This window comes from Frankia sp. CcI49 (assembly GCF_001983215.1).
Lineage (GTDB): Bacteria > Actinomycetota > Actinomycetes > Frankiales > Frankiaceae > Parafrankia > Parafrankia irregularis.
On sequence record NZ_MOWP01000014.1, the window covers coordinates 202115 to 217552 of the forward strand.

Annotated in this window: 13 protein-coding genes; 11 read left to right on the forward strand and 2 right to left on the reverse strand. The window is 72.3% G+C overall.

Features of this window, described 5'->3' with window-relative positions:
• The first annotated feature begins 71 nt into the window (after positions 1 to 71).
• Positions 72 to 2141, forward strand: coding sequence for a nucleoside-diphosphate sugar epimerase/dehydratase (locus tag CcI49_RS12745; protein ID WP_054564916.1), 2070 nt, complete (start codon positions 72 to 74; stop codon positions 2139 to 2141).
• A 5-nt stretch (positions 2142 to 2146) separates the two neighbouring features.
• On the opposite strand, the gene CcI49_RS12750 is transcribed toward CcI49_RS12745, so the two are convergent.
• Complete coding sequence (locus tag CcI49_RS12750; protein ID WP_054564917.1) at positions 2147 to 3118, reverse strand: NAD-dependent epimerase/dehydratase family protein; 972 nt, start codon at positions 3116 to 3118, stop codon at positions 2147 to 2149.
• 279 nt (positions 3119 to 3397) lie between these two features.
• On the opposite strand from CcI49_RS12750, the gene CcI49_RS12755 reads away from it, so the two are divergent.
• The 9 genes from CcI49_RS12755 to CcI49_RS12795 all read left to right on the forward strand — a co-directional run bounded on the left by CcI49_RS12755 (position 3398) and on the right by CcI49_RS12795 (position 12889).
• Positions 3398 to 4138 (forward strand): NeuD/PglB/VioB family sugar acetyltransferase, encoded by a 741-nt coding sequence (locus CcI49_RS12755; protein ID WP_006542270.1) that lies wholly within the window; start codon positions 3398 to 3400, stop codon positions 4136 to 4138.
• Between the two features lie 79 nt (positions 4139 to 4217).
• Complete coding sequence (locus CcI49_RS12760) at positions 4218 to 4973, forward strand: tyrosine-protein phosphatase (protein ID WP_054564918.1); 756 nt, start codon at positions 4218 to 4220, stop codon at positions 4971 to 4973.
• Positions 4974 to 5150: 177 nt separating this feature from the next.
• Positions 5151 to 5681: a lytic transglycosylase domain-containing protein gene (locus tag CcI49_RS12765; RefSeq protein WP_054564919.1), complete on the forward strand. Its 531-nt coding sequence runs from the start codon at positions 5151 to 5153 to the stop codon at positions 5679 to 5681.
• Positions 5682 to 5702: 21 nt separating this feature from the next.
• Positions 5703 to 7352 carry a helix-turn-helix domain-containing protein gene (locus CcI49_RS12770; RefSeq protein WP_076826699.1) on the forward strand — a complete coding sequence of 550 codons (1650 nt, stop codon included), beginning with the start codon at positions 5703 to 5705 and terminating at the stop codon, positions 7350 to 7352.
• A gap of 207 nt (positions 7353 to 7559) precedes the next feature.
• Positions 7560 to 8549: an ACP S-malonyltransferase gene (locus CcI49_RS12775; RefSeq protein ID WP_076826701.1), complete on the forward strand. Its 990-nt coding sequence runs from the start codon at positions 7560 to 7562 to the stop codon at positions 8547 to 8549.
• Positions 8546 to 9484 (forward strand): beta-ketoacyl-ACP synthase III, encoded by a 939-nt coding sequence (locus CcI49_RS12780; RefSeq protein ID WP_054564922.1) that lies wholly within the window; start codon positions 8546 to 8548, stop codon positions 9482 to 9484. Before CcI49_RS12775 ends, CcI49_RS12780 begins: the two co-directional genes overlap by 4 nt.
• Before the next feature lie 190 nt (positions 9485 to 9674).
• Positions 9675 to 9923, forward strand: a complete 249-nt coding sequence (locus tag CcI49_RS12785; protein WP_006542261.1) for an acyl carrier protein — start codon at positions 9675 to 9677, stop codon at positions 9921 to 9923.
• Positions 9920 to 11146, forward strand: a complete 1227-nt coding sequence (fabF, locus tag CcI49_RS12790) for a beta-ketoacyl-ACP synthase II (protein ID WP_076826703.1) — start codon at positions 9920 to 9922, stop codon at positions 11144 to 11146. The genes CcI49_RS12785 and fabF overlap by 4 nt, the downstream gene beginning before the upstream one ends.
• Positions 11147 to 11485: 339 nt before the next feature.
• A complete protein-coding gene (locus CcI49_RS12795) occupies positions 11486 to 12889 on the forward strand; it encodes a carboxyl transferase domain-containing protein (protein ID WP_054564924.1) in 1404 nt (467 codons plus the stop codon).
• Between the two features lie 183 nt (positions 12890 to 13072).
• Here CcI49_RS12795 and CcI49_RS12800 read toward each other — a convergent pair whose 3' ends face one another.
• The gene (locus tag CcI49_RS12800) at positions 13073 to 13642 is read right to left on the reverse strand and encodes a DUF222 domain-containing protein (protein ID WP_054564925.1); all 570 of its coding nucleotides are present in this window, start codon (positions 13640 to 13642) and stop codon (positions 13073 to 13075) included.
• A 242-nt stretch (positions 13643 to 13884) separates the two neighbouring features.
• On the opposite strand from CcI49_RS12800, the gene CcI49_RS12805 reads away from it, so the two are divergent.
• The gene (locus tag CcI49_RS12805; RefSeq protein WP_076826705.1) at positions 13885 to 15372 is read left to right on the forward strand and encodes an MFS transporter; all 1488 of its coding nucleotides are present in this window, start codon (positions 13885 to 13887) and stop codon (positions 15370 to 15372) included.
• Positions 15373 to 15438: the final 66 nt, after the last annotated feature.

A 15438-nucleotide genomic window follows, 5' to 3' on the forward strand; every position in this document is an offset into this window, starting at 1 on the left:
ACACTCAGCAAACGCAACTTACCAATTGGTAGCCGGTCATTTACCCACAGCGACAGTTACTCTGTGGACTCATGTGGAGACGTACAGTAGACGGGCCGCGTCACGGTCTGTGGACGACAGGCCTGGCACAGCGCGTGTCGCGGCTCAATCTCCGTCAACGTGTCGGCCTGCAGATCGCCCTGGACGTCTGCTCGCTGGCATTCGGCCTCATCGCGGCACAGGTCGGACGGCTCGACCTGGATCCGGCCGCACTCGCGGACCCCGACTTCTGGGTCATTCTCTTTCTCGCGGTGTGTCTGCTGCACTTCCTGGGCACCGCACTGCACCTTTACCTCGGCCGGTACCGGTTCGGCGGGTTCGACGAGATTCTGGGCATTGTGATCGCGGTTGCACTCACCGTGGCCGGAGTACTCGTCGTGGTTCTCGCATTCGGTTCACCACGCGCGATTCCACTGAGCGTCCCGCCGCTGGGCGGCGCGGTGACCCTGGTGCTGATGTTCGGCATCCGCTATCTGTGGCGGCGGATCGAGGAGCGGCTGCGCCGGCCGTCACCGGAGGCCGCCGAGCCGGTGATCGTCTTCGGCGTCGGCGACGGCGGTCACCTGGTGATCGCCGCCATGCTGCGCACGCCCGACAGCCCCTACCTGCCGGTGGCGCTGCTCGACGACGACCCCAGCACCTGGAACCTGCAGCTCTCCGGGGTCCGGGTCCGCGGTGGGAGGGAGGCCATCCCCGCCGTCGCCGCGGCCACGGCCGCCCGCACGCTGCTCGTGGCGATCCCGAGCGCCGACGCCGCCCTGCTACGGGAGATCAGCACGCTCGCCGAGTCGGCCGGGCTCGCCGTGAAGGTTCTCCCCCGGGTCGTCGACCTGATCGACGGCACCGTCGGTGTCGGCGACATCCGTGACCTGGACCTCGCCGACCTGCTCGGGCGCCGCCAGGTCCAGACCGACATGACGGCCGCCAGGGCGTACCTGACCGGCCGGCGGGTCCTTGTGACCGGCGCGGGCGGATCGATCGGTTCCGAGCTGTGCCGACAGATCCATGCGTTCGACCCGGCAGAGCTGATCATGTTGGACCGTGACGAGTCGGCGCTGCGCGCGGTCCAGCTCTCCCTGCACGGCCGGGCGATGCTCGACGACGACTCCACTGTTCTCGCCGACATCCGGGACGCCGATCTGATCACCAGCCTGTTCGAGCGGCGTCGGCCGGAGGTCGTCTTCCACGCGGCGGCTCTCAAGCATCTGCCCCTGCTGGAGCGCTTTCCCGGAGAATCCGTCAAGACGAACCTCTGGGGAACGCTCAACGTTCTGGAGGCCGCGGCGGCCAGCGGGGTGCTGCGGCTCGTCAACATCTCGACCGACAAGGCCGCGAACCCGGGAAGCGTGCTCGGCTACTCGAAACGGATCACCGAGCGGCTGACCGCGCACATCGCCGCACGGGCCACCGGTGTGCTGGTCAGCGTCCGCTTCGGCAACGTGCTCGGCAGCAACGGATCGGTTCTGACGGTGTTCGCGGGCCAGCTCGCCGCCGGCGGGCCGCTGACCGTCACCGACCCGGAGGTCACCCGGTACTTCATGACCATCCAGGAAGCCGTCCAGCTGGTCCTGCAGGCCGCGGCGCTGGGCTCGCCCGGCGAGGCACTCGTCCTCGACATGGGGGAACCGGTCCGCATCGCGGACGTCGCCCGCCGCCTCGCGCTGCGGGCACCCAAGCCGGTCGGCATCGTGTACACCGGCCTCGGCGCGGGCGAGAAGCTGCACGAGGATCTGCTCGGCGCCGACGAGCTCGACACCCGACCGCGTCACCCGCTGATCTCGCAGGTCCCGGTGCCACCGCTGGACCCGGCGAACGCCTGGTCCGTCGACCCGTACACCGAACCGGACGCGCTGCGCGCCACCCTCGCCGAGCTCGCCACCAGACACCACACCGCCAGCCACCACTCCGCCGACCAGCTCGCCGCGGACACGCTCGCCGCCAACCCGCACAGTTCCGAACCACACATCTCCGAACCACACGTCCGCGAACCACACGTCGCGGAGCACGGGCTCGGCATCCCGGCGCCCCGGCGGCCGGCCACCCCCGAACGGACGGCTGCTCCCGAGCCGGCGGGAGCGGGAGACGGGAGCCCGGCGCGGTAGATCGATCAGCGGCGCGGGCCACCGACAGCGCGGGTCGTGCCGGCCGCGCTCTCATGCAGGCGGGCCCGGTGCCAGTGGGCCGTCGCGGCAAGGCTCGCACGCAGGTCCTGGCCCTCGACAGCACCGAAAAGCGATCGCATGACGTCCGTGTTGGCGCGCGAGTGGCGGATGTCCCCGGTGCGGGGAGCACTGTGGGCGACCTCCAGCCGGCGTCCGAGGACCACCTCCAGGTGGCCGACCAGCGACAGCAGGTCCGTCCTGCTCCCGAAGGCGAGGTTGACCGGCCCGGGGTGGGTCATCCGGCGCCAGGCCGCCTCCGCGAGCAGCTCGGCGACCGCGCCCACATAGGTGAAGTCCCTGGTCTGACGTCCGTCGCCGTGCACGTTCAGCGGACGGCCGCGCAGCGCCGCGTCGATGAACGACGGAATCACGGCGGCATGCGCCGCCCGGGCCGACTGGTTCGGGCCGTAGACGTTGAACAGCCGCACGACCAGCACGGGGAGCCCGAAACTCGCCTGGTGGCCGAGCGCGTAGGCCTCGGCGGCCAGCTTGCTGGCCGCGTACGGGCTGCACGGCCAGGGCGGATCGGACTCGGCACAGGGGCGGCCGTCACGGTCGCCGTAGACCGCCGACGAGGACACGATCACGGCGTGCGTCTCGCTGCGCTGCGCGACGTCGAGCACGGTGAGCGTGCCCGTCGCGTTGACATGGTGGGTCGCCAGCGGGTCGAGCAGCGATCTCTCGACGGACGGCCGCTCCGCCAGGTGCACGATGCTGGCGGCCCCGGTGCAGGCCTCCTCCATGAGCTCCCGGTCGGTGACGCTGCCCAGGACGAGCTTCACCGACAGCCCGGTCAGGTTCGACCGGGCACCGGTGCTCAGGTCGTCGACGACGACCACCTCGCAGCCGCGGGCGAGCAGCGCCCTGGTCAGGTGGGCGCCGATGAAGCCGGCACCGCCGGTCACCACGACCCTCACCGAGCCCGCCCCACCGGTTCCACGAGTCCCACCTGCATCGTCCGGATCACTCCCTGCGAAGCGCATGGGCCCTGAGGTCAACCAGCCCCGCGCATATCTGGACACCATAAGAAGTCGACCGAACACTCATAGTAGTAGCGCGGCGGCACCATTCCCGAGAAGCGCATCCCGACCGGCCCGACACGTCCACCCGATGTGCACGAACGGCATCTTCACTCGCACTCTGACTACTCAGAGTGTCCGATTGAACGAGAGCGGTCATCGCTCTACGGTCGCCCCGTGTCCGACGACCGACGCCAGCTCGTCATCGTGGGAGCCGGCGGTCACGGCCGCGAGCTCCTGGACCTCGTCGAGGCGATCAACGCCGCCGCCGCCGAGGATGTCTACCGCTTCCTGGGGTTTCTCGACGACGGCGAGGTCGACCCCGACCCACTCGCGCGGCGCGGAACCGCGGTGCTCGGCGGGCTCGACCTGCTGACCGGGCTGGAGGCCGACTACCTGATCGGAGTCGCCGCCGGTGCGTCGCGCGCACGCATCGACCGCTACGCGAGCGCCTGTGGCCGCCGCCCGGCGACCCTCGTGCACCCCCGTGCCTACCTCGGCGGCGACGTCAAGCTCGGGCCCGGAACCATCGTCTGCGCACTCGCCAGCCTCACGACCAACATCGAGACCGGCCGGCACGTGGTCGTCGACATCGGCGCCGGGGTGGCCCACGACTGCCGCCTCGGCGACTACACGACCGTCGCCTCGGGCGCCCGTCTCGGTGGCGCGGTCGAGGTGGCCCCCGAAGCGTGGGTCGGCATGCAGGCGAGTGTCGTGCGCGGCACCCGGATCGGCGCCGGTGCGGTCGTCGGCGCGGGCGCCGTCGTCACCGAGGACGTACGGCCGGGGCTCGTCGTGGCCGGCGTCCCGGCGCGCCCCATCGACGCGTCGGACGGCCGCGTCTCCGAAGCGCGCCCCCCGATCGTCTCGCCGCGGAAGCCCGAACCCGAGCCGGGCACCCCACGGGCCGACCTGTAGAGCCTGTTACCTCTCACGGGCCAGGGTCAGGCCTGCCACGAGCCCAGAACGGCGACGAGAATGGCTCTATGATCAACGGGTGCATCGGTGGTTCGATCTCGCAGGCGCCGACAACACCCGTGACCTCGGCGGGATGCCGACATCCAGTGGCAGGCTGACCCGCCACGGTGTGCTCCTGCGCAGCGACACGCTGCAGGAGCTCACCCCGGCGGATGTGGTGCGGCTGCGCCAGACCTTCGGCCTGCGCACCGTTCTCGACCTGCGGGCCGAGGAGGAGGTGGCGCACGAGGGGCGCGGGCCGTTGGAGTTCGAGAGCGTCGCCTACCACCACCTTTCGTTCCTGCCGGGCCAGTGGGTGATGCCGGGCGACCCGCGGCACGCGGCCATCGTCGTGGATCTCGACTCGGCCGCTCGGGTCGAGCGCTACCTGGGCTACCTGCGGCTGGCCGGGGACGCCGCGGCACGCGCCGTCCGCCTGCTCGCCCAGCCGACGACCGGGCCGGCGCTGTTCCACTGCGCGGCGGGCAAGGACCGCACGGGCGTGCTGGCCGCGCTCGTGCTCGACATCGTCGGGGTCGACCGGGAATCGATCATCAGCGACTACACGCTGACCAACGAACGGATCGCGCTGGTCGACGCGCGGCTGGCGCGGCGCCCCTCCTACCGCCGGCCCGACAACGCGATCACGGCGGACAGTCTGAGCTGCCGGCCGGAGGTGATGCGCGGCTTCCTCGACGCCGTCGACCGGATCTGGGGCGGGCCGACGGCATGGGCGCTGCACGCCGGGGTCACCGAGGCCGACCTGCACTCGCTGCGGACCCGTCTTGTCGAGTGAGGGTGTCGCACCGCCGCGTCGACGCCGGCCGGGGCGACAGGTGCCGGCGCGATGCGCGCAGGGCAGACGTGCGCCGGGCAGACGTGTGTCGAGCCGCCTGCTGCCGTGCCACGGTTGTAACCCGAAAGTTCCCGACCACGCGGACACATCGCCGAGGCGGAACCGACAATGAGGGGCATGATCCGGCGCGCACCTGCCCCCGCGGTTCTGATCACCGTCATCGTGATCTCACTGCTCTCGGGCTGCAGCCACATCTTCGACCGGTCCTTCGAGGACGTGCCCGCCGACCTCGTTCCGGTTTTCCAGGCCGCCGCCGCCACCTACGGAGTGCTGACGGCTGCCCAGCTCGCCGCCCAGGCCAGGGTGGAGAGCAGCTTCGACCCGCGGGCCGTGTCGCACGCCGGCGCCCGCGGAATGATGCAGTTCCTGCCCACGACCTGGGCGCAGTTCGGCGTCGACGGCAGCGGCGACGGGCTGGCCGATCCGCTGGAACCACGGGACGCGATCCCGTCCGCCGCGAACTACGAGGCCCACCTCGCCAAGTCCCTGGCAGATCTTCCCGGCGACCGCATCTCGCTGATCCTCGCCGCCTACAACGCCGGCCCGGTCGCCGTCCGCACCGCTGGGGGCATCCCGGACTTCGACGAGACCCGGGCGTACGTCGCACGGGTGCATGACTGGGCAGCCACTTACTCCGACCAGCTCTGACGTCATGTCATCCTGGATGTCGTGGCGGTCGACAAGGCAGGCGAGGTAGGCGAGGTAGGCGAGGCGTCCCCGCGCGGCAGGCTCGACCCGGCCGCCGCACTCGACCTCGACCCGGCCGCAGGTGTGCGGGCCGACGAACCGCTGGCGGAGCCGCCGCTGCTGCCGCCGTCGCTCTCCCCCGCGACTTCCGCGTCCTTCTCCTCGTCCACACCGGTGTCGTCCACCGCGGGCCCTGGTCACGTGACCACACCGGCCTGGCATCCCGACAGCGACGCCGACGGCGGTGACGGCAGCAGCGCGGCGGGCGGCGGGCGGCGGGCGGCCGCCGCCGCCGGCGGGCCGGCGCACACCCGTGGGACGACCGACGAGGTGATCCGCCGGGTCGAGCGGGCCAGCGGGCATCTCGCGGCCCGGGCCGCGGCCCGGATGACCGAGGTGCTTCCCTGGTATCCGGGGATGTCCGCGCGCCACCGCGCTGACATCCAGCTGGTCGTGCAGGCCGGGATCTCCTCCTTCGTGGCCTGGTGCCGGCGCCCCGAGCATGCCCGGGAACTGTCCGGCGACGTCTTCCGGGTGGCGCCCCGCGAGCTGGTCCGCGCGGTCACCTTCCGCCGCCTCGTGGACCTGGTGCGGGTCGCCGTCGAGGCGATCGAGGTGGAGGTACCGGCCCTCGCCGGGCCGGAGCACGAGCAGTACCTGCTCGCGGACGTCCTGCGCTACTCCAGGGACATCGCCTTCGCCGGCGCGGTGGTCTACGCGCGGGCCGCCGAGGAACGCGGGGCCTGGGACGCACGGCTCGAGGCCCTGGTCGTCGACCAGGTCGTGCGCGGCGATGTCGACCGCAGCCTGCCGTCCCGGGCCGCGGCGGTCGGCTGGCGCAACCCGCCGGCGGTCACCGTCGTGGTCGGTCCGGCACCGCCGACGTCCCCGGAGGCCGCGGTGGACGAGGTCCACCGGCGAGCACGGGCCGCCGGGCTCGAAGTGCTCGCCGGTGTGCACCACAACCGGCTCGTGATGGTGGTCGGCGGGGCCTTCGGCCCCGCCGGCGGAGATTCCCACGCCGCCTCCGCGGCGGCGGGCGGTTCGGGAGCCGGCCCGGCGGACGGCGCAGCCGGCGGCGCGGGCACCTCGGGCGCCTCGGGTGGTGGCGCCGGCCACGGCGGCACCGAGACCGCGCTCGACGCCGGCCGGGCCCTGCTGCCGTCGTGCGGCCCCGGCCCGGTGGTGGTCGGGCCGATCGCCGCGGATCTCACCGGAGCCCCGGACTGCGCCCGCGCGGCGCTCGCCGCCGCGGATGTCGTCGGCGCCTGGCCCGCCGCGCCGCGCCCGGTCTCGGCGAGCGCGTTGCTGCCCGAGCTGGCCCTGGCCGGCGATCCGGAGGCGCGCCAGAGCCTCATCCGAAAGGTGTATCTGCCGCTACAAAACGCCGGCAGCCCGCTGTTGGAGACCGCCGGCGCATACCTCGACTACGGCGCGTCGCTGGAGGCGACCGCGCGGGCCCTCTACCTTCACCCCAACACGGTGCGTTACCGACTACGCAAGGCCGCGGATCTCTGCGGGCTCGACCCGGCCGATCACCGGGAGCGATTCGTCCTGCACATCGCCCTTGTTCTCGGCCGTCTCGACGGTGCGCAACCTACAGATCGCCCCGGACCACGACCCCGTCCGTGACCGCCCCACCCGGCTGGCGCCGGCGGTGCGACAACGGTCACAGCAAGCAGATTTACTGCCGGGTCACCGCATTACAACCAGGTGACCCGCACCAGGACTAACGTACCGTCAGTGCCGGCCCTTTGTAGGGCATCCACAATGAGCTGACGAGACATCGGTGACTCGTCACCAGCGACAACGACCGGCCACACGGGGTTAGGTGGATACGTGCTCGCGATCCTCGCACCGGGACAGGGTGCTCAGACGCCTGGACAGCTACGTCCATGGCTGGAGCTCGACGGCGTCGAGTCCCGGCTCCGCTGGTACTCCACCGCGGCCGGGCTGGACCTCATCGACCTCGGCTGCGAAGCAGACGCGGACACCATCAGGGACACCGCCGTCGCCCAGCCACTGATCGTCGCGAACGGCCTGCTGGCCGTCGAGCAGCTCGGCCTGCTGCCGGCATCGCCGGCCATCGCCGCCGGCGGGCAGGCGCTGGTCGCCGGGCACAGCGTCGGCGAGATCACCGCCGCCGCCATCGCCGGGTCCCTCACCCCGGAGGCCGCCCTGCTCTTCGTCGGGCTGCGTGGCCGCGCGATGGCCGAGGCCTCGGCGCGGACGCCGACCGGCATGACCGCGCTGCTCGGCGGTGACCCCGAGGAGATCGCCACCGCGGTGGAGGCGCTGGGCCTGACCGCCGCGAACCGCAACGGCGCCGGGCAGATCGTCGCCGCCGGCACCCTGGCGGACCTCACCCGGCTGGCCGACACGCCGCCGCCCGGAGCGAAGCTGCGTCCGCTGTCGGTCGCCGGCGCGTTCCACACCCAGCACATGGCGCCCGCCCGCGACGCGCTGCGCGCCGTCGCCCCGGGAATCCAGCCCGGTACGCCGGCGCTCGGCCAGCTCTCCAACGCCGACGGCGCACTCGTCCACGACGGAGCCGACCTGGTCGCCCGGCTGGTCACCCAGGTCGCCGCGCCGGTGCGGTGGGACCTGTGCCTCGCCGCCATGCGGGAAGCCGGCGTCACCGCGGTGATCGAGCTGCCGCCCGCCGGCACGCTGGCCGGCATCGCCCGCCGTGAGCTGCGCGGAACGAAGATCGTCGCGGTGAAGACGCCGGCCGATCTCGACGCGGCCCGCGAGCTCGTCGCCGAGCACCTGCCCGCCGCCGCGGCGGTGCCCGCCCAGGCGGCCCCGCTGGTCGGGGCGAGCTCATGACCGGCGCGGGAATGCTGGGGCTCGGCACCTACCGGCCGGCCCGGCTGGTCACCAACGACGACCTCACCCGCCAGGTCGACACCTCCGACGCGTGGATCCAGACCCGGACCGGCATCGCGACGCGGCGCATCGCCGACAGCGAGGAGTCGACGGTCGTGATGGGCGCCAACGCCGCGGAGAAGGCGCTGGCCGCCGCGGGGCTCGCGGCCGCGGACATCGACGCCGTCATCGGCGCGACCTGCACCGCGCCGTCACAGATCCCGGGAACCGCGCCGCAGATCGCCGCTCGTCTCGGTGCGTCCAGCGCCGGCACCTTCGACATCAACGGCGGCTGCGCCGGTTTCTGCTACGCGGTCTCCACCGCCGCCGACATGGTGCGGGCCGGCAGCGCGCGCCACGTCCTGGTCGTCGCGACGGAACGGCTCTCCGACTACACGGACTGGAGCGACCGCTCCACCTGCATCCTGCTGGCGGACGGTGCCGGATCGGTCGTGATCGGCCCGGCCGACGCCGACCGGATCGGCCCGGCCGTCTGGGGGCACGACGGCTCCCGGCCGGAGGCGATCCAGGTCCCCGGGCGCGGCGACAACGCCTTCCGGATGGAGGGCCCGGCGGTGTTCCGCTGGGCGATCTCGCTGGTCCCCACCCTGCGCACAGTCTGCGAACGGGCCGGGATCGCGCCCGAGGAGCTCGCCGCGATCGTGCCGCACCAGGCAAACCTGCGTATTGTCGAGGCGCTCGCCGGCGGCCTCGGCGTGCCCGACGTGCCGATCGCCCGCGATGTGGTGGACTCCGGCAACACGTCCGCAGCCAGCATCCCCCTCGCACTTGACCGGATGATGGAAGCCGGCGAGGTGGTCTCGGGAGACCCGGTACTGCTGTTCGGCTTCGGCGCCGGCCTGACCTACTGCGGGCAGGTGGTTCGATGCCCCTGAACACCATGTCCCCGGGTGCGTCGACTGCCCCCGAGCACCCGTTCCCCTGTGTCATAGCCGCTGTGTCATCGCCCCCGTGACGAGGCACCGCACGCACCATCGCTGACCGGGCCGGCCCACTTCGGGCCGGCCGTCAGCCACCGGCTCGACCGGTTCGCGTAACCAGCATCCCGCAACCAGGAGGAAAGCAATGTCGCAAGCGGATATCCTCGACGGCCTCGCCGCGATCCTCGAGGAAGTCGCCGGTGTCGAGCCGGCGGACGTCACCGCCGACAAGACCTTCATCGACGACCTGGACGTCGACTCCCTGTCCATGGTCGAGGTCGTGGTGGCGGCCGAGGAGAAGTTCGGTGTGAAGATCCCGGACGAGGACGTCAAGACCCTCAAGACCGTCGGTGACGCCGTCTCCTACATCCAGCGGGCGGGTGTCGCCGCGTGACACCCACCCCCAGGCAGGTCGTCGTCACCGGCCTCGGGGCAACCACTCCCCTCGGCGGCGACGTGCCGTCCACGTGGGAGGGGCTGCTCTCCGGCCGCTCCGGCGCGCGTCGCCTGACCGAGGACTGGGTCGAACAGCTCCCCGTCCAGATCGCCGCCCCGTTGGCCGTGGAGCCTCCGCTGGGGCGCGTCGAGGCGAGAACCCTCGACCGCARCCAGCAGATGGCACTGGTGGCCGCACGGGAGGCGTGGGCTGACGCGGGCTCGCCGGAGGTCGACTCCGAGCGGCTGGCGGTGTGCGTCGCGTCGGGGATCGGCGGCGTGCTCACTCTCCTTCACCAGCACGACGTGCTGCGGGAGAAGGGGCCGCGGCGGGTCTCCCCGCATGTCGTCCCGATGCTGATGCCGAACGGCCCGGCGAGCACGGTTGGCCTCGCGTTCGGCGCCAAGGCCGGTGTGCACGCTCCGGTCAGCGCCTGCGCCTCCGGCTCGGAGGCGATCGCGCTGGCGCTGGACATCATCCGCGCCGGACGGGCGGACATCGTGATCGCCGGCGGCACGGAAGCGGCGATCGCCGCGCTGCCGATCGCCGGCTTCGCCCAGATGCAGGCGCTCTCCAAGCGCAACGACGCGCCGGAGACCGCGTCGCGGCCGTTCGACAAGGGCCGGGACGGCTTCGTGCTCGGTGAGGGCGCGGCCGTTCTGGTGCTGGAGTCCGCGGAGCACGCCGCCGCCCGGGGAGCGCGGGTGCTCGGCACCCTCGCCGGCGCGGGTATCAGCTCGGACGCCTACCACGTGGCCGCGACGGATCCGACCGGTGCGGGTGCCGCCCGGGCGGTACGGGCGGCACTGCGCTCGGCCTCGCTGGAGCCCACGGATGTGATCCACATCAACGCGCACGCCACGTCGACGCCGATCGGCGACGTCGCCGAGGGCGTGGGCCTGCGGCTGGCGCTGGGCGATGCCCTCGACTCGATCGCGGTGACCTCGACCAAGTCGATGACAGGCCACCTGCTCGGGGCGGCTGGCGCGCTGGAGGCCGTGGTCACGCTCCTCTCGCTGCGCGAGCGGATCGTTCCGGCGACGCGCAACCTCGACGCGCTCGACGACGAGATCGCTCTCGACGTCGTGAGCATCGACAACCGTGAGCTCGGAACAGGCGCCGGGCTGTCGAACTCGTTCGGGTTCGGCGGGCACGACGTCTGCCTCGCCTTCACGGTGTAACAGATTCACGACGCAAGACGGATTCACGGTGTGACAGAGTTCGGCGTCTTCCCAGGGCATCATGCCGGCGTATCGGCGACGGCATGCCTGGGAAACCCGGACACACATCTGTCACCGCACGGTTTCGCATGACAACACAGCTTTTCCGCTTTACCGAGCCTTTTCCATCGTCGACGCTGAACCTGCCTCAACAGCATTCGACAGACGTGGACGGAAACTGCTCACAGCACAGCTTCGCCGGCTCAGGCTGTAGCCGCCCTCCACAGCCCGCGGCAGCCAGGTCCATCGCTGCCATCTGCGCAGGAGCAGACTGATACCGCTCAACCTAGGAGACCTACGGTGAGTCTGTCCACCATCGATCGCACCGACCCGAGAACACCTGTCGCGCGGCTGAGCCGTTTTTTTGACCCGGATTCCCTTTCTCTGTTCGCCGCCGCCGACAGCTCGGGAGTTGTCGCCGGCCAGGGCCTTGTCGACGGAAACGAGGTCGTCGCCTTCGCGACGGACCCCACCGTCCAGGGCGGCGCGATGGGGCGGGACGGCTGCGCCCGCATCGTGCACGCGATCGAGTCGGCCGTCCGGATGCGTTGCCCCGTCATCGGGATCTGGCACTCCGGCGGAGCACGCCTCCAGGAAGGTGTGGCCTCGCTCGACGGGGTCGGCCGGGTGTTCGCGGCGACGGTCCGGGCCTCCGGTCTGGTGCCGCAGATCTCGCTGGTGCTGGGCGCCGCGGCCGGCGGCGCGGCCTACGGCCCGGCCCTGACCGACCTGGTCATCACCGGGCCCGACGCGAAGGTGTTCGTCACCGGCCCGGACGTGGTCCGCTCGGTGACCGGCGAGCAGTGCACGGCGGACAGCCTCGGCGGGCCCGAGGTGCACTCGACCCGCAGCGGTGTGGTCCACCTCGCCTGTGACTCCGACGACGCCGCCTTCGAGAAGACCCGGGCGATCACCTCGCTGCTCGCCGACCAGGGTTCCATCGGCCACGTCCCGGAGCGCGAGCTCGGTGCGCTGCTGCCGGAGAACCCGCGCCGGGCCTACGACGTCCGCCCGCTGGTCGCCGGGCTGCTCGACGACGAGGTCATCGAGCTGCACCCGAAGTGGGCCCGCAACATCGTGACGGCCCTCGGCCGCATCGGCGGGCGCACCGTCGGCGTCGTCGCGAACAACCCGTTGCGCCGCGGTGGCTGCCTCGACGCGCTGTCGGCGGAGAAGGCGTCCCGCTTCGTGCGGATGTGTGACTCCTTCGGGGTCCCGCTGGTGGTGCTCGTCGATGTTCCCGGCTACCTGCCCGGAGTGGGCCAGGAGTGGGAGGGCGTGGTCCGCCGCGGCGCGAAGCTGCTGTACGCCTTCTCCGAGTGCACCGTTCCCCGGGTCACCGTCGTGACGCGCAAGGCCTACGGCGGCGCCTACATCGCGATGAACGCCCGGTGCCTGGGCGCGACCGCTGTCTACGCCTGGCCCACCGCGCAGCTCGCGGTCATGGGAGCCGAGGCCGCGGTCGGGATCATCCACCGGCGGAAGATCGCCGAGGTTCCCGCGCAGCGCCGCCCGGATGTGGTGGCCGAGCTGGCCGAGGAGCACGTCCGCACCGTCGGTGGCGTCGACCGTGCCGTCGAGCTGGGTGTGGTGGACGCCGTCGTCACCCCGGGCGAGACCCGCGGCGCGGTCGCGACCGTGCTCGCCGAGGCGCTGGCCGCCGCCCGCACGGACAAGAACGTTCACGGCAACATCCCGCTGTAGCTCTGTGCTCGTCTCCGCCCCGCTGTCAGTCGCACCCGGTGTGCGGCTGACAGCGGGGCGGACGCACACCGGGTGCCGCCCCCGGCCCGGCCGGGACTCCCCGCTCTCGGCCGCCCCGGTAGTTGGCCGCCCATGTTCTCGGGCCCGCCCCCGCCGTCGCGGCGGGGCCGACGCAGGTCGCCTTCAGGGACCGCGGGGCGCCCCCTCCGGCGGCTCCAGGCGCTCCGCGGGCGCCGAGTTCTCCGCGGGCGCTGAGTTCTCCGCGGGCGCCGCGGGCTCCGGATGTTCGGTCTCGGTGAGACGAATCCACGTCCGCACGACGTTGCCCATCTGACGCGGATTCATCCACAGCGCCGCACGCGCGAAGATCGGATCCGCGTTGCGCACCAGGTCGACCCGGCCGCCCTCCGCCGCCGGCGCGATCGCCCTGACGTGCTCGAAGCTGATCGAGCCCACCCGGAACGCCTCCGCCGTCACTGGCAGGACCCGCAGCACGCTCGCCACGAGCAGCGCGGCCGTCGTCGACGGGTGCACAAGCCTGCATTCCCGGCGCAGCCAGGCTGCGGCCGACCGGGTACCGTCGCGCCGCCACAGACCACGGCGGTCGAACTCGGCGAGCAGCCGGACCCAGCAGGCATCCGTCGCGTCGACGAGCCGCCGCACATCGGTCATGAGCATCGCCAACTCGCCGTCCGGCAGTTCGGCTGGATCCACCGCGGCCAGGTGAGCCACCTGCTCGTCGACGTCCTTCATCGCGACCTCCCGACTCCCGCTGGCCCGCAGGCCCACGCGCCGCCGACAGCATTGTCATCGAACGTATGTTCGATGCTACTCGTCGACACGCCCTGGCGCCACCCCGCCCCGCCACACACAGGCGGCGCCGGGTCGCCGAGCCGGCGAGGCGCCCATCCGGGCCAGAGCCGTCCGCAAAATTACTTAGCAGCGCGAAATAATTTGGCAGCACGGAGACGTTGACCGGAACGGAGGTGCACTGTATGAGACGCACGGTCACGTCGAGGGTGGTCCAGCGCGACACGGTCGGCGCATCCGAGAGCACACGGTCGCGGACCGGCACGTTCGCCGCGCTCCAGGTACCCAACTTCCGCCTCTTCCTCGGCGGTCAGGTGGTCTCGCTGTGCGGCACCTGGATGCAGATGATCGCCCTCGGGTGGCTGGTCCTCTCGCTGGGCGCGTCGGGCACCGAGCTCGGCCTCGTCACCGCGGCCCAGTTCCTGCCCGTCCTGCTCTTCGGTGCCTACGGCGGTCTGATCGCCGACCGCTCGGACTCCCGCCGGCTGCTGATCTGCACCCAGGTCTCGCTGGCCGCGCTCGCCGCGGTGCTCGGGATCCTGGATCTGACCGGCGTCGCACGACTGTGGATGGTCGCGGCCCTCGCGGCGGCGATCGGACTGATCACCGCGGTGGACAACCCGACCCGGCAGAGCTTCGTCCAGGAGATGGTCGGGGCTGAGCATCTACCCAACGCGGTCACGCTGAACTCGGTGACCGTGAACGCGGCCCGGGTCGTCGGCCCGGGCATCGCCGGACTGGTGATCAGCCTGATCGGGACCAGCGGCTGCTTCCTGCTCAACGCGGCGTCGTTCGCCGCCGTCGTCCTGGCGCTGCGCCGGATGGACGCCAGCGCGCTGGTGCCCAGCAAGCCGGTGCCGCGGGCCCCCGGCCAGGTACGTTCCGGCCTCGCCTATGCGATGCGCACGACCGGGCTGCGGGTCCCCCTGATCATGATGGCGGTGGTCGGCGCACTCGCGTACGAGTTCCAGGTGGTCCTGCCGCTGGTCGCGCGCGAGACCTTCGACGGGTCGGCGGCGACCTACAGCCTGTTCACCGGCGCGATGGGCGCCGGTGCCGTGGTCGGCGGCCTGTTCGTGGCCCGGCGCCGCAGCGTCGGCATCGCCGCCCTCGCCCTGGCCTCCGGGCTGTTCGGCGTGGTGCTCCTGCTCGCCGCGGCGGCTCCGACGCTGGCTCTGGAGGTCGTCGCGCTGGTCCTGGTCGGTGCCGCCAGCGTCGCCTTCATCGCGACCGGCAACGCGACCGTGCAGCTGTCGTCCGCGCCCGAGATGCGCGGCCGGGTGATGGCGCTGTGGTCCGTCGCGTTCCTGGGCTCGACGCCGGTCGGCGGGCCGATCGCGGGCTGGGTGGCCCAGACCTTCGGTGCCCGTGCCGGGCTGGTGCTGGCCGGCGCCGCAGCCGTCGCCGGAGCGTTCTATGCCCTGGCCTCGCTACGCAAGGCCGCCGACCGCACGACAGCGGCGGTGGCATCCGAGCGGGCCCAGACGTGCCAGGTTGTGCCCGCCGGCTCCGTCCCGGACGACCCGGACGTCCCGAATGTTCCGGATCGACCGGATGGACCGGACGAGCCGGCGGCCAGGCCGGCCCTGGAGGTGGGGAGCGCCGGGCGTCCCGGAGCGGCCGGGCAGGTCCCGGCAGCGGGCCGCTCCGCCACCGCCCTGCAGGACGTCTGATGGCAGACGGCGCTGACGGCAGACGGCGCCGACGGCTGACCTGTGGCCATGCCCGGGTCAGCCGTC